The organism is Methanosarcina sp. KYL-1, from assembly GCF_024372725.1.
GTDB lineage: Archaea > Halobacteriota > Methanosarcinia > Methanosarcinales > Methanosarcinaceae > Methanosarcina.
The window spans coordinates 31,920-55,117 of sequence record NZ_VOUA01000026.1; the positions used below are offsets into that span (position 1 = coordinate 31,920).

A 23,198-nucleotide genomic window follows, 5' to 3' on the forward strand; every position below is an offset into this window, starting at 1 on the left:
AGGTGAATTGCATGCAAGTTAAAGACATAATGGTACAGCCACACAAGATTGACAAGTCAGACACCATATCCCACGCCCTTGATCTCATGGAGAAAAAGGATACAAAGCGCCTGCTGGTAGTCCATGACGACCAGATGCTGGGTGTCCTGACCATGAGAAGTCTGACAGAACAGCTCGGAACCCGCAAGAAACTGAGCAAACCCGCATCCTCCCTGCATGTTGCAACAGCCGTATCCGACAACTTTGTAAAAGTCCTGCCCGATACCGACATTAAAGACGCCCTGACCCTTATGAAAAAGAAGGGAGGCGTGATCATTGTATCCAACAACGGAGGAGCCCTGGGCTGGGTGACCCCCAAGGAACTCATGGAGACGAACCACTTCACAGGCTTTACCGGGGAAATCATGGAAAGAAGCCCTATAACAGTCAGCCCCTCCGACCGGGTGAGCCACGCCAGGCGCCTCATCCTGGACAACAACGTGGGAAGGCTTCCTGTAATTGAAAACGGGAAACTTGTGGGAATCGTCGCAGAAGAAGATATCGCCTCTGCCATGCGCGCCTTCAGGGACCTGGTGGCAGATAACCAGCAGGATTCAAGGATTAAAAACCTGCTCGTGGGAGATATCATGACCCGAAGCGTGATCAGTGTGCGCACAAACACCCCCATTTCGGAAGCTGTCAAGACCATGCTGGAACACGATGTAGGAGGCGTCCCCGTCCTCAACCTGGAAGACGAACTTGTGGGCTTCCTTGCCCGCAGGAATATCATAAACACGCTCGCGGAATGAGCTAGTGAGAGAGATAAGAGAAAGAAAGAAGCAAGGAAAGAAAAAAGAGTACTTAAAGACAAGTACTTAAAGACAAGTACTTAAAGAAAAGAAGCCTGTCCCGTAAGGGGCAGGACTTTTTTGATTCTCATCCGGCATTCCGGAAAAATCTGAATTTTTTTGTAACTGTTGTCTCTTTTACTTTGGCGATTTTATTGCTGACGGTTTTATCGTTGCTTTTTTAGAATGAACGGTCTCCGCCAAGCAGGCCTCCCAGGAGGTCGTCGCCTATGCCGGCAGCGCCGCTCCGTTCTCCGCGGTTCTGGCGGTAGGCTGAGGCTGCAAAGATCCTGTCAGCGAGGCGGGAGAAGGGCAGGCTCTGCATGTACACCGTGCCCGGACCCGTGAGGGTTGCAAGGACGACTCCTTCGCCTCCGAAGAGGGCGTTTTTGAAGTCCCGGGACCAGGTGATATCATAACTTACGGTTTCGGTAAAGGCAGCCACGCAGCCCGTGTCCACATGATAGGTCTCGCCCGGGGCCAGTTCCTTCCTGACCACCGTGCCACCTACATGAATGAAGGCCATGCCGTTGCCCCGCAGCCTCTGCAGGATGAAACCTTCACCACCGAAGAACCCTGCCCCAAGCTTGCGTGTGAACGCTACGTCTACTTCCACACCCCGGGCAGCACAGAGGAAAGCATCTTTCTGGCAGAGGACGCTGCCTCCGAATTCGGAAAGATCCATGGGGATGACTTTGCCCGGAAACGGAGCCCCGAAGGCAACATGCCCTTTTCCAGAACCCCTGTGGGTAAAGTTCGTAATGAAGAAACTCTCCCCGGTAAGTGCCCGCTTCAAGCCTTTTTTCAGGCCCCCCAGGAGTCCGCCCCCTTCGCCGCCTGTGGTGGTCTGCATCTGGATTCCTGGCCCCATGTACATCATCGCCCCGGCTTCTGCCTGGACAGCCTCCCCGGGGTCGAGTTCTACTTCCACGATCTGCATGTCGTCGCCAATAATCTTGTAATCAATATCATCTGCCATATCTGTATCTCCGGTCACTATATCCGGTCACTGTATCCCGGCCACTATATCCTGTCACCGTATCCGATCTATTTCTTGTCCAAATATGCTTACGTTCTACAGTGAAAATTAAATTTCAATGGGAATTAGAACCCCATACTTAAAAAGATTCTTGATGAATTATCCCACACTTAAAAAAGTTCTTGAAAAAATGTTCTTGACAGATTTTCCGGCCCGCTTCCGGGGAATGATAACTTATTTCAGGGCTGAAAGCAGATAAATAAATATGAAAAGAGAGGGGAATGAGGAAGTGGATCAGGATTTTGCAGCAAAGCTTGCCGCTCATCTGGGATTTGAGGAGGAGAAGGTCAATCACCTTTTTGAGAAAAAATACCTTGCCTGGAACTGGGGAGAACATGAACACCTGCTCCGTTTTGATAAGGAAATTTCCCATATCGAGCGGGGGACCGTGCTTTATGAGAAAGACGGTGCTTTTGAAATGGTCCTGGGTTTTCCGAAGATCCGGAGGGCCATGGTCCTTTATCCCACACTCGAAAAGCAGTTCAGCGGCCTTAAGACAGTAGCCGTGGAAGAGAAGATGAACGGGTACAACGTCCGGGTAGCCCGGATAAACGGGGACATCCTTGCAGTTACCAGGAGCGGGTATATCTGCCCCTATACAACGGAAAGGGCAAAGGTGAAACTGAACCTCAGCTTTTTTGACGATTTCCCGGAACTTGTGCTCTACGGGGAAATGGTGGGGCCGGACAACCCCTACGTCCCGAAAGAGATCTACAATATCGAGTCCGTGGAGTTTTACATTTTCGATATCCGGGAGAAAAACACGGGCAACCCCCTTTCCACAGCGCGGAGGCGGGAAATCCTGGAAAAATACGGCTTTTTTCAGGTAAGGTCTTTTGGGGAAATCCCCCTTGAAACGGCCCCTGAAGAAATCGCAAAAATCGTTAGGGAACTCGGAAAAATCGAGCATGAAGGCGTGGTAATCAAGGACCCTGAAATGGTTCTTCCCCCTGTGAAGTACACCTCATCCCGGAGCAACTGCTCGGACCTGAGGCATGCCTTCAAGTTCTACAACGAATCCGGAAGGGACTACATGCTCTCCAGAATAGTCAGGGAAGGTTTCCAGGCCGTGGAATGGGAGGAAAGCGAAGCCGATTTCAAAAAACGCTGCATGCAGCTTGGGGAAAGCATCCTGGCCCCCCTGCGGGAGTCTGTCCGGAGCGTAAAAGAAGGCCAGAGGCTCTATGATGAGGTCCGGATCCGGGTAAAAACCTTAAAAACAGCCGCAGATTTCGAAGATTACCTGAAAAGGCTTGGCGTTGATGCCATTTTCGAACCCCCGCTTCCGGCAGGAGATGAGTACCTCATAATGGTCAGGAAAGTCAACAAGAGCACAAACGACAAGACCCAGGCTATCTGGGAAGGAGAACTCTGGTGAGTTTCGAAAAGAAATATATTGCAGTGTATATTATACCAGTGACAGGTTTATACCAGTGACAGACTTATACCAGTGGCAGATACCAAAAGTACTGCAGAAAATTAATACCTGCGGCAGATACCAAAAGTACTGCAAAAAACTTGAAACACTTGATATTGATCCACCTCGCATTGATCCATACAAAATCAAGTAAAGGTACTCACCAATAAAGTAAAGGGACCTATCATGACAAACGTTGCAATCATCGGGACAGAAAAAAGCGGGAGGACTACCCTTGCCGCAAACCTGGGGAAAAAAGGGACGTCTTCGGACATAACCCTGTACAATAATGATAAGGAAGACGTGAAACTGGCTTTTGTGGACTCGCACAGCTATCCCAAGACCCTGAAATCCCTGGTTACGGCACTGAACATTGCGGACATGGCAATACTCTGCATCCCTCCCCAGGGCCTGGACGCCCACACCGGAGAGTGCATCATTGCCCTGGACCTGCTCGGCTATAAGCACGGGATCATCACCCTTACGAGGTCTGACAGCACCCACATGCATGCGATAGACGAGCTGAAAGCAAAGATAAAAGCAATCACTGCAGGCACCGCACTCCAGGACTGGGAATGCATTTCCATTAACACGAACAAAAGCGCAAAGGTCCCCTTTGAAGGTGTCGAAGAGCTCAAAGCCAAAATCCACGCCATGGCAGAAAAAATCGCAGCCGAACAGGCCGAATTAAACAGCCTTCCGGCACGGGTCTTCATCGACCACGCCTTCAATGTCACGGGAAAGGGCTGCGTAGTCCTCGGGGTTGTCAAGCAGGGCATTTCCAGGGACAAAGACAAGACTAAAATCTACCCCATGGACCGGGACATAGAAATCCGCTCCATCCAGAGCCACGACGTGGACATCACCGAAGCCCCTACAGGCACAAGGGTAGGTATGCGCTTGAAAAACGTCCAGGCAAAGGACATCGAGAGGGGCTTCATCATCTCCGATAAGGAAATCGTGAGCACCGACTACACCCTGGAATGCACCCTCTCAAAGTTCACCAGAAAGGTTGAAACTGCAAGCGTGCTCCACCTCTTTGTGGGCCTGGAGTCCGAGCCCGTGCGCGTGGAAAAAATACTCGTGGACGGACAGGAAGTTAAGGAAGCAAAACCGGGCACCACCTGCGTCCTGGAACTTTCCGGGAACAAAAAGGTCGCCTACAGCAAGGAGGACCGTTTCCTTCTGGCAAACCTGGACCTGACCCAGCGTTTTGCAGCTTACGGTTTTTCAAAATAATCCTAAAGATTTTCCCCGGGGGCATCTTCATGGAAAACGATTCGGGAAACAATAGGGTTCATGAGAAGGACATGACTCTTTACGGCAGCGTATTTCATAGAAATGTCTGCTGGCAGCGCTCCTACCACCGGGCAGAGGGCGAAGAGCTCATAATGGCACTTTACGGCAGCCTGCGAAACGGCCTCTACAACAGCCGGCGCTTTGACCTCCCGAACAAATCGGAACTCCTGGGGACAACCAGAATTCCGGGATACGCCCTCTATTCCCTCGGCCCCTACCCTGCCATTTACCCTTCGGAAACCGGCTCCGTGGTCGCGGAGGTGCGAAGGTTTTCAGGCAAGAAGCAGATTGAGATTGCGAAGTCCATCGATTACATGGAACTTTTCGGGGGCTACCACAGGGAATACGTTGACCTTGAAATCGAGGGAAAAAAGATAAGGGGCTTCATTTACGTCTACGATGAGGATCCTGGGACGGAAAAAATCGAGCATGGGGATTGGGTAGAACACCTGAAAAAGAAAGAAGAAAGTTGAACCGCCCGAATTGCGCTTCCCGAGTTGCGCCTCGGGAGAACGCGTCCTTTTCACTCACTTCGTTCGCTCAAGAGGACAAAAAGACAGGTGAGGGGATGAGAGTCGAATTAAACCGGGGCAACCGGAATACCTTACCAAACGTGTATTGTCCGCTTGCTTGCAAGCGGCCTTCTTCTTAATGAAGAATAAAAATACGAATCGTAAGAATAAACACGAAACAAAAACCGGATAAAAGCTTTGTAAAAACCGCTACCGCCTTCGAAACCTCAGCATTAGTAAGCATCTGGCCCTACCAGAGGCAGCGGTTCAAGATCTCCTTCTCTTCGTCCGGCGGCTTCGTGCGCTTCAGGACTTCGGACTTCACACGTGTTATCCTTCAATTCCCATATAAAGTGGAAAGTAGAGTGGTAAAGGGGAGGGGTTAAATTTCCCTCAGGACACGGAAACCGAGGTAGTAGATGCGGCGGTCGGGGTCGTCGCTGCCGCGGGCCGCCGACCGGCAGTCCTCGGCGCTGCTGAGCCAGCTGCCACCCCGCTTGATCCGGAAAGAGCTACTTCCATTTTCCCAGGCACTGCCATCAGAAGGAGCGCCGTTATAATCTGAATAATACCAGTCCTGACACCATTCCCAGACATTGCCATGCATGTCATAAAGACCCCAGGGATTGGGCTTCTTCTGACCAACAGGATAAGTCTTCTGATTTGAATTATCCCTATAACATGCATAATCCCCGGGTTCCAATTCACTATCTCCAAAGGAATACATGGTTGTAGTCCCGGCACGGCAGGCATATTCCCATTCGGCTTCCGAGGGCAGGCGGTACTTATCAGTCCCTTCCTTTTCATTGAGTTTTTCAATGAATTCCTGGGCATCATCCCATGATACCTGTTCAACGGGTAGCTCATCACCTTTGAAATAAGAAGGATCGTTGCCCATCACTTCACGCCATTGTTCCTGAGTTACTTCGTATTTACCCAAGTAGTAAGGCTCTTCAATCGTAACTTTATGGACAGGACCTTCGTCATCTCTGTCTTCTTCGCCTGAAGGAGAGCCCATATTGAATTCCCCGGCAGGGACCTTCATGAATTCCATGCCAATGGAATTGGTGTAGTCAGGTTCCGGTTCAATTGAATCATTGTGGTCAGGCCCCGGTTCTTCGGGCTCGGTGCAACCCAGGACTCCGCAAAAAAGGAGCATAATTAACAAGGTACTAAAAATTTTAGTCACTCTTTTAACCACTTTATATCACCATCAGAAGATCCATGTTACAACACAAGTTAGAAGGCTAAGCACCTCAGGGCCAGCAGCTTCGCACGTTTCGGGACTTCATACCCACGCTTGATTTCTACATCCGCCATTTTTGAACACCTACGCTTTTTTTATACATTTAAGCTATAAAGATATTTTTGTTTTACACTTTGTTTGACACAGGAGACGAAGCCGAAAGCTATTAATAAGAAACCCTGAAAGTATTTGATAATGAACAACAACTGAAGTATTCTGTTTTATTGAAAGTGTTAACCGTTGATCGCAGATATTGGGTCTAACCGTTGATCGCAGATATTGGGTCTAACCGTTGATCGCAGATATTGGGTCTAACCGTTGATCGTAGATATGGAGTCCGCGAAGTTGGAAAGGAGGGCTCGTTTATGAATTTTACAGATATTATTGAGTTTACAAAGAAACCGCAAATCTATGCAGAAGGAAATGCTGTCATGTGGACAGATTCCCACATTTCAAAACAGTTGTTGGACATTCATCTGAATCCGGATATCGACCTGGCAAGCCGGAGGAGGTCAAGCATTGAGAGTACTGCAGACTGGATTTTAAATTCGGTCAATATGGAAAAAATGAATATTCTTGATCTGGGATGCGGACCGGGATTGTATGCCGAGATCATGGCAAAGAGGGGGCATAAAGTAATAGGTGTCGATTTCTCCAGGAATTCAATCGAATACGCCAGAAACGAAGCCTTAAAGAAAAACCTGGATATAGAATACGTAAACCGGAATTACCTCGAACTACGTGAGGAAAATAAATATGATCTTGTAATGATGGTTTTTACTGACTTTGGCGTCTTACTGCCGCAGGAAAGAAAGACATTATTACAGAACGTTTACAGGGCTTTAAAACCTGGCGGAACTTTTATTTTTGATGTTCTGAGCGATAAGGACATCGAAATGAAAGTTGCTAAGAAATCATGGGAAATGGAAGAGAGCGGCTTTTGGAAAGACAAACCGTACCTGATTCTTTCAGACTCTTTTTACTACCCGGAAGACAAAGTGATATTGTACCAGCATATCTTAATAGATAACTCGGATAATTTCGATGTATATCGTTTTTGGACTCATTTCTTTACGTCCGATGTCCTGAACAAGATTCTGGGACAGGAAGGCTTTGAGAAAATCGAGTGGTATGATAATGTATTGCCGGATCTCGATCTCTGGAATGGAAACAATGTTATCTTTTGCAAGGCAACTAAGCAAGGCAACTAAGCAAGGCAACTAAAAAGGAATTTTAATAGTGAAAATGGAAAGCAGAGCCTCGAAAACTCACAGTTTCCTTAAAAACTCACAGTTTCCTTAAGAATTCGAGGCTCTTGATCCCTTCTTCAACAGAAGCCATTTCCGTAACAAAGATCCCCCTATAATCCGAGAGCTTTTCCATAACATTTTTCCAGTCCACAGTGCCTCCTCCCAGGGGGAGGTGTTCGTCTTTTTGGCCCATGTTGTCATGGATGTGTACGTGAGAGATCCGGTCTCCCAGCTGGTCCAGAAACTCGTCTGTAAGCCCCACGGTGTTGGCATGCCCCACATCGAAGGTGAAACCCACGTTGTGGCTTCCGACCGAATCGAGCATTTCCTGCATTTCGTCGGGGTATTTTCCAAAGATTTTCGGAAAGTCAGGCATGTTCTCGACTGCAACCAGGACCCCGAAATCGGCTGCAAAATCGCAGATTTCCCGGAGGGAGGCAAGGTTGGTCTGGTAGGCTTCGTAGGGGACCTGAGCCCCGTAGGGGGAAAGGTAGCCAGGGTGGACCACGGCAAGGTTGACGTAGCTTGAAGCCAGAGTCAGGTAATGCTTCATCTGCCTGATAACTTCCCCACGGATGGAGTCGTTTAAGCCTGCCAGGTTCATGTCCGAAAAGGGCAGGTGCAGGGTCAGTTCTAAGCTGGTGGTCTCATAGATGTTTTTCACGTTCTGGATGGTCTTGCTGTTCAGGCACTGAGACCCTTCCTGCACGATCTCCCAGCCCGTGTACCCGTGGTCTTCAAGCGTGTAGGCCCATTTGAAAGGGTCTTCAACGGCCGAACGCGACGAAAAACTGATCCTATGAAGCTGCATGGCGACAATTCATTCCTTTTCAATTGATTTTACATAGCTTTTCTACTGGCTTACATAAAGTTGTGGACGGGAATTAAGATATAATTAACTAAGCCTGAATATACTGAAACCGGGCTTCAGATAACGAAACTTCAGTTGACTGCACTTCAGATAACGAAACTTCAGTTGACCGCACTTCAGTTGACCGGGCTTCAACTAACAAAGATTCAGTTAACCGAGCTTCATTCCCTTTCCACGTAGTCCATCCCGACTTCAACAACCGGCTTCCCGTCTTCGGTAAGAGGCAGAAGCCACTCAATCAGCCTTTCCAGTTCTTCGGGAGAATCCGCTTTGATAAGGACCTCAATGGACCCCAGGGACCCTTCTTCCGCAGGAATGCTGGGGACCCCGACAAAGGCTACCTGCTTATTGAGGAAAAAACGGACAGAAAGCCCCTCACAGGACAGGCCTTTACTGAAGACCTTGTTGCGGATGCTATCTATGATCGCTTCCCTGCGAATGAGCTCGTGCAGGGAAAGCAGGAGGTCAAGCCCCCCATGGCCTGAGAGGGAAAAGGAAGGAGACGGGCCTTTTCCGGGCTCTGCTACCCCCAGAGATTTCCTTTCAATTTCGATTCCTGAGAAAAGCTTCGAGATTCCCACAGCAACCTTTTCAGGGTCTTCTGTGGGATAGACAGGTGCTGAAACCTCAACATGTATCATGAATTTACTCCATGGATTTGAACTGATGGCCTTAAGTCGGCAGATATATTAAAGTGAATTCACTCAACCGGATTTTCTCTGGAATAGTTTTTCAGGACCTCAATGACCTTTTCTTTGAAAGCCTCAAGGGTGGAATCGTTTTCAATTTCTGCATTGGAAGCTATTATGGCGTCACCCATTCCCCAGCCGAGTTCACGCTCATCCCTGTTGCGCAGACCGTCTATGCTGTCCATGTCATCACTCCTGCCCCTCTTCTGTACCCTGCCGAAGCGGGTATCTAAGGGAGCGTAGACGGCTATAAGGATAAAACTTTTTCCGAATTCCCGCCTGAAGCATTCCAGTTCGGCAATCCCACGGACCCCGTCAACTACAACAAGCTCCGAGCCGCTTTCCCGGATCTGGGAGACACAGCGTTTGGCAACGGCATCCATGCCTTCTCGCTTCCTGAGATCCGTTGCAACCATCCCTGTGTTTGCGTCGCTGGGCTCGAGCCCCTGTTTCAACACTTCTTTCCTTATCACGTCCCCCATGTTAACCACGGGGACGCCCATCTCAGAGGCGGTTCTGGCAGCTTCGGATTTTCCCGAGGCCGGCATGCCTACAAATGCTATTATCTTCATCAAAAATTACCTTGTAAACTTGAATAATTAAACCTGAATTATGAAACATATGAAGCTGAATTATGAAGTTGAATTATGAAACATATGAATCTGCATATAAAACCATGTGATTTCACATATAAAGTATGTAATATGATCCTAGTCAAACCACAGGATAATATATATTATTTCCTGAAAAATTGAATTTTTTAAAACTGATTCTTAAAACTGATTCCTAAAAAAGGCATGAGCTTTTCCCCAAATAGGTGAAGGCATAGAGGGTCGGACAGGAAGGCCTTCGAGAGGATAAAGGGAAAATATGAGGGAAAAGCTGGCCCTGGCAGGACTTTGAAGGGGAGCCTGCTTTTATGAAAAACTTATGAGAACATCTTGTTAAAGACTGAGGTCTTGAAGTCCACCAGTGGCTTCAGCCTGTAATCTTCAAGAAGCACCCTGCGGGTGTTTTCCACGGGGACGCTCAGGGAGATTTCTTTTGTGCGGCCGTATCGGCCTTTGCTTACCACAACGGCATTGACGATGCCCAGCATGTCAAGTTCGGACATGAGGTCTGTTACCCTGCGCTGGGTCAGGATGTCCACATCGATGTGGTGACAGAGCTGGCGGTAGACGTTATACATTTCCCCGGTGGTGACGTTCTTGCCTTCTCTGCCCCGGTTCCGGAGCATTATGATACTGTAGAGCACGAGCTTGGACTGGGTGGGGAGGGTCCGAACCACTTCTACCACGCGGTCGATTTCTATCTTTTCCTGGGCGCGGCGCACATGTTCTTCCAGGACCTGCGGCTGGTTCTCTCTTTCCGCAATTTCCCCGGAGACCCGCAGTAAGTCAAGCGCCCGACGGGCGTCGCCGTGTTCCTGGGCGGCAAAGGCGGCACAGAGGGGGATCACCATTTCTCCAAGGACCCCGTCGTTGTAGGCCATTTTTGCCCTCTGCTTCAGGATGTCGCTGATCTGCTCGGCGTCGTAGGGAGGGAAGATCAGTTCCTCTTCACCAAGGGAACTCTTTACCCTCGGATCCAGAAATTCCGTGAATTTCAGGTCGTTGGACACCCCTATCATGCTGACCTTGGCTTTCTTAAGGTCCGTGTTAATCCTCGAGAGGTTGTAGAGGACGTCGTCGCCTTTCTTGATCAGCTTGTCAATCTCGTCCAGGATGATGATTATGACCTGGTCCCTGGAATCAATTGCTTCCTTGAACTTCATGAAGACCTGGTCCGTGGGCCACCCGGTCATAGGGACCTCTTCTTCAAAGTGCCGCGCAAGGTTTGCAAGAAGCCGGTACTGGGTATCGATGACCTCACAGTTAATATAGACCACGGAACAGAAAATCGACTTGTCTTCACTTACCCTTTCGAGTTCCTTTCCCACATACCGGGTCACAGCAGTCTTTCCTGTCCCTGTTTTCCCGTAGATCAACACATTTGAGGGCGTTTCTCCCCGAAGCGCAGAGACCAGAATGGTCGCAAGGCTATTGATCTGTTCATTCCTGTGGAGCAGCAGGTCCGGCGTATACGAAGGCCGAAGAACCTCTTTGTTTTTGAAAATGGACTGCCCGTCAAGTAATTTTTCGAACAAACCGTCTAATGATTGAGCTTTAATCATGAATGACCCTCTTCTTACAAAAATTGATAACAAATGATGGAATGGATTCGCACAATTTACGAGACATTAACGTTTTTCCCTTTAAGATCAATAATTTAGATCATAATTTAGATCAATAATTTATATTCACCAATTTCAATAACTGGACGCTGCCTAACTGGAAATCTTCCGTTAGCAAGTTTTTTGGGGCTTCCGGTTACGGAATTTCCAATGGTTATTGCCATCTGCTGAGGACCCGGATACCGGCAACATGAGGCTGCCTTCACATTTATAGGTATATTCAAACTGTTCATTTCACAGGTTACCGGGTTCATACATGGGGGATCGTTGTTGGACCTTTGACTTCCACAATTTTCCTTTTTACGATTTTCTGTGCCTGCTGACCCGAACTCTCTGGACAAATTTCAAGCGCAAGCACAAATTGGAAAGCACACAGATTGGAAAGCATGCATATTGGAAAGCGTGCAAATATAGTTTTCCGAGTTTTATACGGGTTTGGGGGACTACCCCATCAATTAAAACCCTTGTGAATACTGTGGCCTCACTTAATTTTACCCTTCACTGTAGCAGGCTATTTAATTTTCAGCGAAGTTCGGTGAAGGGACAGGTGCATGGCCTCAAGGTCGATAGTCTTAAGGTCGGCGCCGGAAGAGGATGTTCTCAAGCTGTCAAAAGCTATCATAAGCTAATTAGAACATCCCCACAAAGCACTCTTAAAGCACCGATAAAACCTGTCACGTGGAACTACTCTAAACAAAATTCTAGCCCATATGAGTATATAAATCATTGAATTTAGATCATATTTGCAGTAGATGCAATGGAAGTGCACGGTATTAATAGTTATGGTAAAGACCCCTTTATTTCCAGTGGAGGTATTCTATAATATAAATACTGCAGGAAAAATCAATATGATAAGACCCTGGAGAAGAATAAAGAAAATTTCGCAACTCCAGAGCATCTGGAGGTGTAGACAAGACCCCCTTTTTCAGATGGAGAAAATTGCAAAAAAATTAACCCCTTTATTTCCACTGAAAAAAATAAAAAAAATTCACATTTAAAAAAGTTATATCAAAAATAGTGAATAAAAACTGCATGAAAACTGTATAGAAAGTTGTATGAAAATAGAAAGTTGTATGAAAAGTTGTATAAAAAGTTGTATAAAAAGTTGTATGAAAAAGAGTTATTGTGTTTCCTGAGCTACTTTTGACCCCTGCAAAAAAACACGGTAAAATTTCTCATAAAACCATTATATAGATTCTCTATGCAAATTCATTTCAAAGTCATTATGTAAATGATTTATTTAATTACTTATATAGTAAATTTGACTCTATTTCCATGCCTTTAACTTTGTAAAAAATAACATGAAAGTTAATGAAGTTTTCGAAAAACTTATAAAAAATATAAGGGATACAGGAAAGTATCTATTGTATCTAGAATACCTGGTCAGTCAAGTATAAAGTCAAACATTATAGGACTGACAGGACAAGAATTATAAAAATAATAAAGAATTATTGGCATAGTTAATTCCAGCCCTATTTCCTTGAAAACAGACCTAAAACCCTGAAATGAAGGTTCATATGTTCGCAATCCAACCTCAAAAGTAGATTATGTACCTTTCAATTCAGTAATGCAGATATTTGTTATCAGAGCTGCCAGAAATAGAGTGCAATAAGAGTGTTTGTATTAAGTATTGATGCAAGTATTGATGCAAGTATTGATGCAAAGCCCTGTAATGCAAAATTCCCGGACTTCTGTGATCCCCTGAGAGATAAGCGATCTAAAAATGCCCGGAACCCGAATTGCAGGTAAATGCAGAGATAAAAATGCGTTGGAACAAATTGTAAAAAAGTCTTATAGAAGGGAGTTGGAAATCAAGCCCTTAGGGAAATATAAAAGGGAATCGGAAATGAAAACCCCCTTATGAAAAACCTGGAGTTAGACAATGGTATCGGACAATTTTAGCATTATATTAGTTTTTGCAGTATACCTGCTTTTCATGATATCTATCGGGGTTATCTATTATAGAAGAACAGAAAACCTCGCTGATTATATTCTTGGAGGCCGAAAGTTAAACAGCTGGGTAACAGCTTTAAGTTCCCAGGCCTCAGACATGAGCGGCTGGCTGCTGCTCGGGCTTCCCGGGTATGCATATCTGGCCGGAATGGAATCCATCTGGATAGGGATCGGACTGGCTGTCGGAACCTATCTTAACTGGAAATTCGTAGCAAAAAAACTGCGCCAGTACACCTATATAGCAGGCGACGCCATCACCATCCCGGTGTACTTTGAAAACAGGTTCAGGGACAAATCCCACGCCCTCAGAATCATCTCAGCCATTTTGATTCTGGTCTTCTTCCTGCTCTATACCTCCTCGGGACTTGTGGCAGGCGGAAAGCTCTTTAACACCGTTTTTGAAGTCCCATATCAGCAGGCCCTTCTTATCGGGGCTCTCGTGATTATAAGCTATACCTTCCTTGGAGGGTTCATGGCTGTTTGCTGGACTGACTTCTTCCAGGGCATGCTCATGGTCTGCGCAATCGTCCTGGTGCCCGTGGCGGCCATGAAAGGCATAGGAGGATACGGCTCAACCATAGACATTATAAACAACATCGACCCCCAGCTCCTCAACCCCTGGACCGCCCTTGCAGGCGGGGCAATTCCCCTGATCTCAAACCTGGCCTGGGGCTTTGGGTACTTCGGAATGCCGCACATCCTGGTCCGCTTCATGGCCATTGAATCCGCTGACAAGATCAAGCAGGCAAGGCTCATTGCCATGGTCTGGGTAGTGATTTCCCTGCTTTTCGCAGTGGTCGTCGGACTTGTGGGAAGGGCTTACCTCTACCCCGAATTCCTGGGAGACACCGGAAGCGAGACTATTTTCATGGTCATGGTAAACAACATGTTCCCCCCGATCCTCGCAGGCCTTCTCCTGGCAGCCATCCTTGCAGCCATCATGAGCACTGCTGACTCCCAGCTCCTTGTAGCCGCATCCGCCTTTACGGAAGATATCTACAGGATCGTCATGAAAAAGGATGCAAGCGAGAAGGAACTTGTCTGGCTCGGCAGGCTCGCAGTTATTGCAATTTCCGCAATTGCCTACATGATTGCCAGAGACCCCAACAACTCAGTCATGGGCCTGGTCTCCTACGCCTGGGCAGGTTTCGGAGCTGCTTTCGGACCCATCATCCTCTTCTCCCTCTTCTGGAGAAGGACCACCAGGAACGCAGCCCTCGGCGGAATGATCTCAGGAGGCCTCATGGTCATCCTCTGGAAAAACCTCTCCGGCGGGATCTTCGACCTTTACGAGATAGTGCCCGGCTTTGTCCTGTCATGCATCGTGATCTACATTGTCTCAATCCTGGACAAAGAAGGTCCCTCAGAGGAAATCCTCAAAGAGTTCGACCGTGTTAACCACGTTGTCCTTACCGGAGCAACGATCACACACGAAGACATACAACCCGTAGAACTCTAATTCACGAAGCAAAAAGAAAACGGAAAAAGGGAAATAACGAAAAAAATCTGGTTTATCAGTGCAGTTTCTGAACAAAATGTACAAAAGAAGCCTTGCACTGATAACCTGATATTAAAAGTTGTACTACAAAGATTACATCAAGAAATATTCATTAAAAAATACATAAGAAATTTACCTTACGAAACTACGTCACTTTTCTATTCAAAATCGGACAGAATGTGGTTCAGGTCCTTTTGGTTTCATTTTTGTAAATTTATGGCTTCACAAGAACGTCCTTATAATCGGTTAGGAAGGACTATTTTATATCTCCTGAGATAAAACCCTACAATCTTACAGGTAGCTTCAAACCGATTTTGTCAGTAATAGATAAAGAAAATGTAGAAAGTTATCAAGGTTCCTGGCCAGATTCTATCCTAAATTTACCCCGGATCTACCCTGATTTTGGTATTATCTTGTTTTGCTAATTGTGTGATATTACCAGATTCCATGATATTGTCAGTTACCAGAATAGGAATAGATCCCTAAAATATTTTTAATTTCAGACCTATTCTCATATAGTTACTTCTGGCAATTTACTAAAAAGAAGTAGAAAAAATAACTTCTGAATAAAAAGAAGTTTTTACGAAGATTGATAAGAAAATAGAAAAGTTTCAACAAAAATTTAACTTTTTAATAAAATGCATGTTTTGCACCATGTTTTGGCCGCACCGAGATGACCCCCTTATTTCTACTGGAGAGTTTATATAGCACCCAGACCCTATGATTTCCACTGGAAGGAGTTTGAGTTTAAAAGCAACAAAATAAAACAGAGTTTTATTTAGTTATGGCAAAAAAATAATGTTGTTGTGTTATCACATTAATAGTATATATATGTTGTTAAAAATGTACCATAAATCCTTCTTTTTTCCGGACAACTATATTCAAAATTTTCAAATATCCTATTTTTGCTTTTCAGTTTTCTAGCCTTCTCAAAAAACCCCTCCACTGGAAACAAAGGGGTCCCCCTCTGACCCCAAATAAACAATCTCGTATGAAAAATTGAAAATTCTGAAAGTTCTTTGTTTATTCTATCTTTATTCTATCTTTATTGTATTTTCTATGCAAAATTTTTACAGCCTTAATTTGCTAAAATTGTAATGTAAATTTCTAACGTAATTTCTCAGGTAAATTTGTATTGAGTTGTAATATAAATTTGTAATGTAAGTCTATATTTAAATTTATACTGTATCTCCTTTGACTAAATTTTCATTTTTTGCTTCAATATTTTTTTCTTGAACTTTCCCTTCAATAACATTCCTTTGAACAGTTTTATTCTTCAGAGGTGTTCTTCAGAGTTATTCTTTTGAAGTATAGTTCTATTCTTCAGAGTTATAGCTCTGGAGGGTCATTCCATAAGTCTTTTAAATAGAATTGTTTTTACTTTATCTACATGAATGAGCAGGGTCTTTCTGAAAAAGAGATTTTTTCCCTTCTGGAAAAGGCAAAGTCCGAAGATACGGATTATTATCGGGTTTTGAGTTCGATGTGCACTCACCCTCATAAGATTGCAGTGGAGGCTCACAGGCTTTTCATAGAAGCCAACCTCGGAGATCTCGGGCTTTTTGCAGGGACTCACGGGCTTGAAATGGAGGTTGTGAGGATGCTGGGAGAGCTCCTCCACGCTCCTTCTATTGATTTTTCTTGCGATTCCGGGCACAATTCAGGGAATAAAGTTCCGGAGACAGGTTCAGGTTCAGGTTCAGGTTCGGGTTCAGGTTCAGGTTCGGGTTCAGGTTCAGGTTCAGGTTTGGGTAAAGCTTCAGGTGAAAATTCTGTCTGCGGCTACCTTACTACAGGAGGGACTGAGTCCAACATCCAGGCTATCCGTGGCATGAAGAACATGGGGACTGCCGGTATGGGCATGATCGGGATTCCCAATGTTGTTATTCCTGAATCGGCTCATTTTTCTTTTGATAAGGTTGCCAATATGATGGGGATAGAAATTAGAAGGGCGTCTCTTGACCCCGAGTTCAGGGTTGACCTTGCTTCCGTGGAAAGCCTGATAGATGCAAATACTATCGGGCTTGTGGGCATAGCCGGAAACACGGAGTTCGGACAGATTGACCCGATTGAGGAACTCTCTAAGCTCGCTCTTGAAAATAAGCTCTTCTTCCACGTGGATGCGGCATTCGGAGGCTTTGTAATTCCTTTCCTGAAAAAGCCCTATCCTTTTGACTTCAAAGTTCCCGGGGTCACTTCCATTGCCGTCGACCCCCACAAGATGGGGCTGTCCACCATTCCTTCGGGAGCCCTGCTCTTCAGGTCCCCTGCCTTCCTTGCCTCTCTCCAGGTCAAGACCCCCTACCTCACGACAAAGTCCCAGTTTACCCTCACAGGCACCCGGAGCGGAGCTGCAGCTGCTGCTACCTGCGCCGTCATGAAGCACCTTGGAAGGGAAGGTTACAGGAAAAATGTGGATTACTGCATGCAGCTCACCGCAAAACTCGTAAAAGAGGCTCGGGAACTCGGCTTTGAACCCCTGCTCGAACCTGTTATGAATGTCGTTGCCCTTAAAGTTCCCAAACCCGACCTTGTCCGGGAACAACTCCTCGACAAATCTGGCTGGAACGTTTCAATAACCCGAACTCCCAGATCCCTGCGCCTGGTCTTGATGCCCCACACAACACCCCAGGACGTCGAAGAGTTCCTGCAGGACCTTAAAACAGTGACAGAACAGCTCTAAGCCAATTCTTTTCTCTCTTTTTAACCTTCCTGCTCTTTTTCTCTCTTTTTAACCTTCCTGCTCTTTTTCTCTCTTTTTTAACCTTCCTGCTCTTTTTTCTCTTTTTAACCTTCGTGCTCTTTTTTATCCATTTTTTGGTTCTGTACAAGCAAATATCTATAATAGTATTGCCAAATAGTACATGGGGAGAATCCATGTCTTATATTTGCTGTCTTTCTTTGTTTCCTTTAATTGTATGATTTCCTTTGTATCATACTGAGCGTCAGTTACCCATTAAATTATGAAAAAACTTTAGCTATCAAAACTTTAGCTATCATACTGACATTATCTATCATACTGACAGTTATTTACGTACTCAGGTCTCATGATAAGATAATTATACAATCTAAAATAATATTACCTATAGTCATCAGATCCTTTATACAGGTAAGAATTTAGCATTTAAATTAGCACTTAAATTAGCATTTATAAATTCAAGTTTGGAAGTGGAGTTCATAGTTCAATTTTAAGAGTTTAATTTCGCGTTAGAGATCCTAATAGGGGGTATTTCACTTCATGCAATCTTCACTGAAAATAGGAAGTGTAATGGGTATACCGATCAAGCTTCACATCACCTTTCTCCTGATCCTGCCGGTTTTTGCCTATGTCTTTGCAATCAATCCGCAGCCTTTCGGGTTTGCGGGAGTTGAACCGGCGATGACCAGGTACGTGCTTTCGACCCTGACGGCTGTTCTGCTTTTCGTATCCATTCTACTGCACGAGCTTGCGCATTCCTACCTGGCAAAACGGTACGGGGTCGATATTGAAAGCATTACGCTTTTCCTTTTCGGGGGAGTTTCCGCTATGGAAGAGATGCCAAGGGAACCCGCTCAGGAAGCCAAAATGGCATTTGTGGGGCCTCTTACGAGCCTGGTTATAGGTTTTGTATGCCTTTTTGTCTATGGAAACTTCATAGCCCCCAATACTGCGCTTGCGGAAAGCCCCACGTACCTCACCATCTGGATCCTTGGGGCTATGAACGTGGTACTTGGAGTCTTTAACCTGCTGCCCGCTTTTCCCATGGACGGGGGAAGGGTGCTCAGGGCCCTTTATGCCAGGAAGATGTCATATGTCAGGGCTACCCAGAGCGCAGCTGCGGTCGGGAAGTTCTTTGCCATTCTCATGGCGATTTTCGGGATCCTGGTTGGCAACCTCTGGTTCCCCCTGATCGCCCTCTTCATCTATGTCGGGGCATCGGAAGAGGAACGTTCCACCCGGGCCACGGTGACCCTTGAAAATGTCTCTGTCCGGGATATAATGTCCCCAAATGTGGTTTCGGTCTCTTCTTCCATGAGCGTTGAAGACCTTATCCAGTTCATGTTCGAAAAAAAGCATATGGGGTACCCTGTCATGGAAGGCGGCATCCTGAGAGGGGTCGTGTCTTTCACCGATGTCCAGAGGGTACCCATTCTCGAACGCCCCGTGCTGCTCGTCTCGGACATCATGACCAAGCAGATCATATCCGTTCCTCCGGAGGCCCAGGCAAGTGATGCCCTGAAGCTTATCTCGTCCCATAATATCGGAAGGCTCTTGGTAATTGATAATGGGTCTCTCGTAGGGATCCTTTCCAGAACTGATTTGGTACGGACCCTGAGGCTTATGACCGAATGATAACGATGACCGAACGATAACGATGACCGGACGATAACGATGACCGAATAATGACAGATGATAGAATAGCGACAGACGACAGAATGATGATAGATGATAGAATAGTGACAGACGACAGAATGATGACAGATGACCGAATGATTTCTTTCCAGACCATGTGTTGCTTCCTTCAAGGTGACGCTTCCTTCAAAGCGTTACTTCCTGAGAATTATTGTTTTCGGGGAAATTGCGGAAGCAGCAAATTATAAATTGATGGCAGGTAATTACCACGGAGGTAATTATCTGCTTACAGTAAAATTATCTGCTTATAGCTAAATATTTAAACCTGATATTTTTAACGGGCGGCATTGAGGGCATTTGAGGTTCAGAAAGCTGTTTATTTGCTTTATGATCCGCGCTTTCTGACCCGCCGCAGCAGAGAGACTGATAATGGACAAATCTGAAGTCACAGATTCTCAGGATAAGACACCTGAATACCACTTTGAAAGTTCGTCTCAGGAGTCGGTATACTCCGTGGATAAACTTGTGACGGAATCTGCGGAGCATAGCGCTTCCGCAGGAAAGTCTGAACTTTCTGATTCTTCGGATTCAGGGTCAAAGAAGGCCAAGGCTTCGATACTGAAAAATTCGGCAGAAGCCGGTTTTGAGGTGGAAAGAAAGCTTGATTTAAGTTCCGAGCTTATTGCAGAGCCTCTGCCGGACTCAGCTTCGGAACTTCCGGTTATTTTTCCGGGTCAGGCCTTTACCCAGGAAGGGCAGCCTGCCGAACGCCAGCCTTCAAAGCTTGTGCTCATAGGGACAGCTCATGTCTCGGAAAAAAGCGTGGCTGAGGTTAAAGCTGCAATCAGGAACCTGAAACCCGATATTGTGGCCGTGGAACTTTGCCGGGGGCGTTATGACGCCCTGAAGGGCAACGTCCAGGAAACCCAGCTGCCAGTCAAGGAAATTTTGAGTGAAGGGAAAGTCTATTACTACCTTATCCACTGGCTGCTTGCATATGTGCAGAAAAAGATAGGGGAAGACATGGGGGTTAAGCCCGGGGCCGAGATGCTTTCAGCCATCGAGGAAGCCGAAGCTATTGGGGCCAGGGTAGCTTTAATCGACCGGGATATCCAGGTGACCCTTCAGCGTTTCTGGGGCCGGATGAGTTTTATGGAAAAAATCCGGATGCTTGGCTCCCTCATAGGCGGCCTGATCGGAATCGGGAAAGGAGCTGATATCGATATCGATAGCATCACGGAACAGGACGTTGTCACGGCTCTTGTAAGTGAGCTCCGGGACTTTGCTCCGACTGCAGCTGAAGTCCTGATTGATGAGCGGGACGCTTACCTGGCAGGCAGCATACTCAGGGTAGCTGCAGGCGGAAACAAAACAATTGTATCGGTAATCGGGGCGGGACACAAGCCCGGGGTACTAAATTACCTGAAAAACCCAAAGAGCATCCCTCCCCTGAACACCCTCGTCCAGCTCCCGAAGAAGCGGTTCGGTGCCGGAAAAGTCGTCGGTTTAGGGATTGTCGGCCTAGCGATTGCTGTTTTCCTCCTCATGCTCCTCTCAGGCACGTCCCTGAAACTCCTTCTGATAGCCTTTGGCTGGTGGTTTATCATCAACGGGACTCTCAGTGCAGCCGGGACCCTGATTGCAGGCGGGCATCCTTATTCCATTCTCACCGCCTTTTCAGTCGCCTGGCTGACCTCCCTGAACCCCATGATGGCCGCAGGCTGGTTTGCCGGCCTTGTGGAAGCAAAACAGCGCAACCCAACCACTGAAGACATCAAAGCCCTTGCCGGGATCGAGACCTTCAAGGAGATGTTCAAAAACAGGTTCATGCGCGTCCTTCTAGTTGCAAGCTTCGCAAACATTGGAAGTGTGATCGGGACCTTCCTCGGCGTCTGGGTGATGATCCAGGTCACGGGAATAGACCCCAGGGATTTGATCCTTTCAGGATTCAGCGCTCTGGGACTTTGAAAAAGTTCTTTCTGTTTAAGAGGGCCTTGGTTAAGAGGGCCTGATCCACAATTGGCCAGGCACCTTAGCCTCAATAAGGTTTCAAGCATTTGATGCTGAAACCTTTCTTTTTTATAAAGTTTCCCTTTTTACAAAGGTTCGCAGATCTCTGTTATTTCTGTTTTTTCTTTTCTTTTCCTGAAAAAATTCCTTGTTGTGTACACAATCCAGTGCCAGTGAAGTATAAGATGGACAACTATAATAATCGTCATCAGGATCCCGGCTCTGCTGTGTATCCAGACCCAGGTAGCTTTTGTGAGGCCCATATACACCACATACTTGCCCCTTGGAATTCCCGAAGGCATGAAAAAATACATGAGAAGTCCTGTGCCTGCAACTCCCAGAAACAGGGTTGTAAGGATTAAGTCTACTATGTAGTTTAGTTTTGTCCTGTTCAGTCTTCCACTTCCATTGTTTATGATATTACTTCATTTCTTAATCCACAAATAAATAATGCATAATATGGTCACAGAAGCACAATATGATCACAGAATGGAGTAAAGACGGAGAAGAACGAAGCAAAGACAGAGAAGAACGAAGCAAAGACAGAGAAGAACGAAGCAAAGACAGAGAAGAACGAAGCAAAGACAGAGAAGAACGAAGCAAAGACAGAGAAGAACGAAGCAAAGACAGAGAAGAACGAAGCAAAGATGGAGAAAGCAGAAGAAAGTAAAAAATGAAAACAAAAAAGAATAAAAGTAAAAAAGAAAGAAAAATGTCGAGCTCAGAGGAGCTCGTGGAGTTTGAACTGGTATTTTCCAAGCTTTCCGCCGTAGTTTCCTGCGGAGATCTTCTTAATTCCGGGCACTTTAACGGCTGCCTCGATTCCTGCTTTCATGGCTGCTTTTATGCTGGCTTCGTCTATCCCATTGATGACGATTTCATAGACAGCGTTGACGTCAGCCGGGATTTCGGTGTTTTCCACTTTGTCTTTAATTGAGGGGCAGAACTTTTCGTTTGCGGTGGCTTTCAGGAACTTGTATTTGTTTGCCCCTGCTTTGGATCCGCTGGCCACTATGCCTCCCGGGAAGGGGGTGATGGTGCCTTCGAGCTCGGAGATTGCTTCCACGGCAACTTCGGCTGCAGTCAGGGCGCTCATCTGGGAGTCCCCGAAGATGAAAAAGTTTCCGCCTGCAATGCCTGCTACGGCTCCGAAGTTTTCTTCGGTCAGGAAGTCCCCTTCCATGATCGGGATCCTGTATACCTTGCGGCCTGAGATGTCAGTTTCGGATTCCATGCCGTCTCCGAAGAACTTGAGTTTGAAGCCTACGTTGAACTGCTTTTCAGCATCAGGAAGCCCGTTAAAGACTGAAGTTGTAGGGGCTGTGAGCACGCACTGTCCGATCCTTTCGAGAAGCTGTTCTTCCAGAGCCTCGTACTTAAAGGTGCAGATCTGGATGTAAACTCCGGGCCTGCCGTCAGGGGTCTCGCTGGGGCTTGCAAACTTTTCGATACCCGCTTCTGCAGGGCACATGATAACTGAAGTCCCAAAACCCGTAGCTTCCGTAGCGGCCACCTGTGCCCAGTGCCTGGTTGCGCCCGTTATGAGGACCCGTGAAATCTTGATTGGAAACGCTTCTGCATATGTGTCTTCGATTTCTACGCCATTGAGTTCTATAAAAATCCCCTCGTGTGTTTTTTGTTTTAATTTTCGAATCTCAGGGTTCTACTTCAAGGTCTTTATAGGCCTTAAGGTCTTTTTGGCATTTTTTCCTGCTATCGGTCAGATGTCTGTTGCCGTAAGAAAATGTTACTTAATCGCAGGGAATACATTTTAAGTTTTATGATACATTTGGTTTTAATTAATGTCAATTATAATATTTATATCGGATATATAATTTTTCAGGGAAAAAGGACAGATGAATAAATTGGAGGAAAAATCGCAAGACTCAGATAAAAGACTCAGATAAAAGACTCAGATAAAAGACTCAGATAAAAGACTCAGATAAAAGACTCAGATAAAAGACTCAGATAAAAGACTCAGATAAAAGACTCAGATAAAAGACTCAGATAAAAGACTCAGA

18 protein-coding genes are annotated in these 23,198 nt (G+C 46.2%); 9 read left to right on the plus strand and 9 right to left on the minus strand.

What is annotated here, in order from left to right; all coding sequences use genetic code 11:
- The first annotated feature begins 11 nt into the window (after positions 1 to 11).
- Positions 12 to 788: a CBS domain-containing protein gene (locus FTO70_RS14490; protein WP_255336476.1), complete on the plus strand. Its 777-nt coding sequence runs from the start codon at positions 12 to 14 to the stop codon at positions 786 to 788.
- A 220-nt stretch (positions 789 to 1,008) separates the two neighbouring features.
- Here the strand turns inward: FTO70_RS14490 and FTO70_RS14495 are convergent, their stop codons facing one another.
- Positions 1,009 to 1,806: a TIGR00266 family protein gene (locus FTO70_RS14495; RefSeq protein WP_255336477.1), complete on the minus strand. Its 798-nt coding sequence runs from the start codon at positions 1,804 to 1,806 to the stop codon at positions 1,009 to 1,011.
- 289 nt (positions 1,807 to 2,095) lie between these two features.
- Here FTO70_RS14495 and FTO70_RS14500 point away from each other — a divergent pair, with 289 nt between their 5' ends.
- The 3 genes from FTO70_RS14500 (at position 2,096) to FTO70_RS14510 (ending at position 5,055) form a co-directional block, all read left to right on the plus strand.
- On the plus strand, positions 2,096 to 3,244 hold the full coding sequence (locus FTO70_RS14500; RefSeq protein ID WP_369694378.1) for an RNA ligase: 1,149 nt from the start codon (positions 2,096 to 2,098) through the stop codon (positions 3,242 to 3,244).
- Positions 3,245 to 3,469: 225 nt separating this feature from the next.
- Positions 3,470 to 4,522: an elongation factor Tu gene (locus FTO70_RS14505; RefSeq protein WP_255336479.1), complete on the plus strand. Its 1,053-nt coding sequence runs from the start codon at positions 3,470 to 3,472 to the stop codon at positions 4,520 to 4,522.
- Between the two features lie 29 nt (positions 4,523 to 4,551).
- A complete protein-coding gene (locus FTO70_RS14510) occupies positions 4,552 to 5,055 on the plus strand; it encodes a gamma-glutamylcyclotransferase (protein ID WP_255336480.1) in 504 nt (167 codons plus the stop codon).
- A 421-nt stretch (positions 5,056 to 5,476) separates the two neighbouring features.
- Here the strand turns inward: FTO70_RS14510 and FTO70_RS14515 are convergent, their stop codons facing one another.
- Positions 5,477 to 6,253, minus strand: a complete 777-nt coding sequence (locus tag FTO70_RS14515) for a formylglycine-generating enzyme family protein (protein ID WP_255336491.1) — start codon at positions 6,251 to 6,253, stop codon at positions 5,477 to 5,479.
- 452 nt (positions 6,254 to 6,705) lie between these two features.
- On the opposite strand from FTO70_RS14515, the gene FTO70_RS14520 reads away from it, so the two are divergent.
- Complete coding sequence (locus tag FTO70_RS14520) at positions 6,706 to 7,551, plus strand: class I SAM-dependent methyltransferase (protein ID WP_255336481.1); 846 nt, start codon at positions 6,706 to 6,708, stop codon at positions 7,549 to 7,551.
- Between the two features lie 76 nt (positions 7,552 to 7,627).
- Here the strand turns inward: FTO70_RS14520 and FTO70_RS14525 are convergent, their stop codons facing one another.
- The 4 genes from FTO70_RS14525 to FTO70_RS14540 all read right to left on the minus strand — a co-directional run bounded on the left by FTO70_RS14525 (position 7,628) and on the right by FTO70_RS14540 (position 11,323).
- Positions 7,628 to 8,401, minus strand: coding sequence for a sugar phosphate isomerase/epimerase family protein (locus tag FTO70_RS14525; RefSeq protein WP_255336482.1), 774 nt, complete (start codon positions 8,399 to 8,401; stop codon positions 7,628 to 7,630).
- Between the two features lie 221 nt (positions 8,402 to 8,622).
- The gene (locus FTO70_RS14530; protein ID WP_255336483.1) at positions 8,623 to 9,102 is read right to left on the minus strand and encodes an RNA-binding domain-containing protein; all 480 of its coding nucleotides are present in this window, start codon (positions 9,100 to 9,102) and stop codon (positions 8,623 to 8,625) included.
- A 59-nt stretch (positions 9,103 to 9,161) separates the two neighbouring features.
- On the minus strand, positions 9,162 to 9,722 hold the full coding sequence (locus FTO70_RS14535) for a dephospho-CoA kinase (protein ID WP_255336484.1): 561 nt from the start codon (positions 9,720 to 9,722) through the stop codon (positions 9,162 to 9,164).
- Positions 9,723 to 10,078: 356 nt separating this feature from the next.
- Positions 10,079 to 11,323 carry an ORC1-type DNA replication protein gene (locus FTO70_RS14540; RefSeq protein WP_255336485.1) on the minus strand — a complete coding sequence of 415 codons (1,245 nt, stop codon included), beginning with the start codon at positions 11,321 to 11,323 and terminating at the stop codon, positions 10,079 to 10,081.
- Positions 11,324 to 13,265: 1,942 nt separating this feature from the next.
- Between FTO70_RS14540 and putP the strand changes: the two genes are divergently transcribed.
- A complete protein-coding gene (putP, locus tag FTO70_RS14545; protein WP_255336486.1) occupies positions 13,266 to 14,795 on the plus strand; it encodes a sodium/proline symporter PutP in 1,530 nt (509 codons plus the stop codon).
- A 1,429-nt stretch (positions 14,796 to 16,224) separates the two neighbouring features.
- Complete coding sequence (mfnA, locus tag FTO70_RS14550) at positions 16,225 to 17,517, plus strand: tyrosine decarboxylase MfnA (protein WP_255336487.1); 1,293 nt, start codon at positions 16,225 to 16,227, stop codon at positions 17,515 to 17,517.
- On the opposite strand, the gene FTO70_RS14555 is transcribed toward mfnA, so the two are convergent.
- A complete protein-coding gene (locus FTO70_RS14555; RefSeq protein WP_255336488.1) occupies positions 17,492 to 17,713 on the minus strand; it encodes a hypothetical protein in 222 nt (73 codons plus the stop codon). The genes mfnA and FTO70_RS14555 overlap by 26 nt on opposite strands.
- Before the next feature lie 359 nt (positions 17,714 to 18,072).
- On the opposite strand from FTO70_RS14555, the gene FTO70_RS14560 reads away from it, so the two are divergent.
- A complete protein-coding gene (locus FTO70_RS14560) occupies positions 18,073 to 19,167 on the plus strand; it encodes a CBS domain-containing protein (RefSeq protein ID WP_255336489.1) in 1,095 nt (364 codons plus the stop codon).
- Positions 19,168 to 19,596: 429 nt separating this feature from the next.
- Entirely contained in the window at positions 19,597 to 21,135 is a 1,539-nt protein-coding gene (locus FTO70_RS14565) for a TraB/GumN family protein (RefSeq protein ID WP_255336490.1), read from the plus strand.
- A gap of 128 nt (positions 21,136 to 21,263) precedes the next feature.
- Here FTO70_RS14565 and FTO70_RS14570 read toward each other — a convergent pair whose 3' ends face one another.
- Both FTO70_RS14570 and fhcD read right to left on the minus strand, forming a co-directional pair.
- Complete coding sequence (locus FTO70_RS14570; RefSeq protein ID WP_369694380.1) at positions 21,264 to 21,596, minus strand: DUF4405 domain-containing protein; 333 nt, start codon at positions 21,594 to 21,596, stop codon at positions 21,264 to 21,266.
- 302 nt (positions 21,597 to 21,898) lie between these two features.
- The gene (gene fhcD, locus FTO70_RS14575; protein WP_255336493.1) at positions 21,899 to 22,792 is read right to left on the minus strand and encodes a formylmethanofuran--tetrahydromethanopterin N-formyltransferase; all 894 of its coding nucleotides are present in this window, start codon (positions 22,790 to 22,792) and stop codon (positions 21,899 to 21,901) included.
- Positions 22,793 to 23,198: the final 406 nt, after the last annotated feature.

What these genes read in the sequence shown, in the direction of transcription:
- FTO70_RS14490 (WP_255336476.1), top strand. Translation starts at nt 12, where the DNA reads ATGCAAGTTAAAGACATAATGGTACAGCCACACAAGATTGACAAGTCA.
- FTO70_RS14495 (WP_255336477.1), bottom strand. Translation starts at nt 1,806, where the DNA reads ATGGCAGATGATATTGATTACAAGATTATTGGCGACGACATGCAGATC.
- FTO70_RS14505 (WP_255336479.1), top strand. Translation starts at nt 3,470, where the DNA reads ATGACAAACGTTGCAATCATCGGGACAGAAAAAAGCGGGAGGACTACC.
- FTO70_RS14510 (WP_255336480.1), top strand. Translation starts at nt 4,552, where the DNA reads ATGGAAAACGATTCGGGAAACAATAGGGTTCATGAGAAGGACATGACT.
- FTO70_RS14515 (WP_255336491.1), bottom strand. Translation starts at nt 6,253, where the DNA reads ATGCTCCTTTTTTGCGGAGTCCTGGGTTGCACCGAGCCCGAAGAACCG.
- FTO70_RS14520 (WP_255336481.1), top strand. Translation starts at nt 6,706, where the DNA reads ATGAATTTTACAGATATTATTGAGTTTACAAAGAAACCGCAAATCTAT.
- FTO70_RS14525 (WP_255336482.1), bottom strand. Translation starts at nt 8,401, where the DNA reads ATGCAGCTTCATAGGATCAGTTTTTCGTCGCGTTCGGCCGTTGAAGAC.
- FTO70_RS14530 (WP_255336483.1), bottom strand. Translation starts at nt 9,102, where the DNA reads ATGATACATGTTGAGGTTTCAGCACCTGTCTATCCCACAGAAGACCCT.
- FTO70_RS14535 (WP_255336484.1), bottom strand. Translation starts at nt 9,722, where the DNA reads ATGAAGATAATAGCATTTGTAGGCATGCCGGCCTCGGGAAAATCCGAA.
- FTO70_RS14540 (WP_255336485.1), bottom strand. Translation starts at nt 11,323, where the DNA reads ATGATTAAAGCTCAATCATTAGACGGTTTGTTCGAAAAATTACTTGAC.
- putP (WP_255336486.1), top strand. Translation starts at nt 13,266, where the DNA reads ATGGTATCGGACAATTTTAGCATTATATTAGTTTTTGCAGTATACCTG.
- mfnA (WP_255336487.1), top strand. Translation starts at nt 16,225, where the DNA reads ATGAATGAGCAGGGTCTTTCTGAAAAAGAGATTTTTTCCCTTCTGGAA.
- FTO70_RS14555 (WP_255336488.1), bottom strand. Translation starts at nt 17,713, where the DNA reads ATGGATTCTCCCCATGTACTATTTGGCAATACTATTATAGATATTTGC.
- FTO70_RS14560 (WP_255336489.1), top strand. Translation starts at nt 18,073, where the DNA reads ATGCAATCTTCACTGAAAATAGGAAGTGTAATGGGTATACCGATCAAG.
- FTO70_RS14565 (WP_255336490.1), top strand. Translation starts at nt 19,597, where the DNA reads ATGGACAAATCTGAAGTCACAGATTCTCAGGATAAGACACCTGAATAC.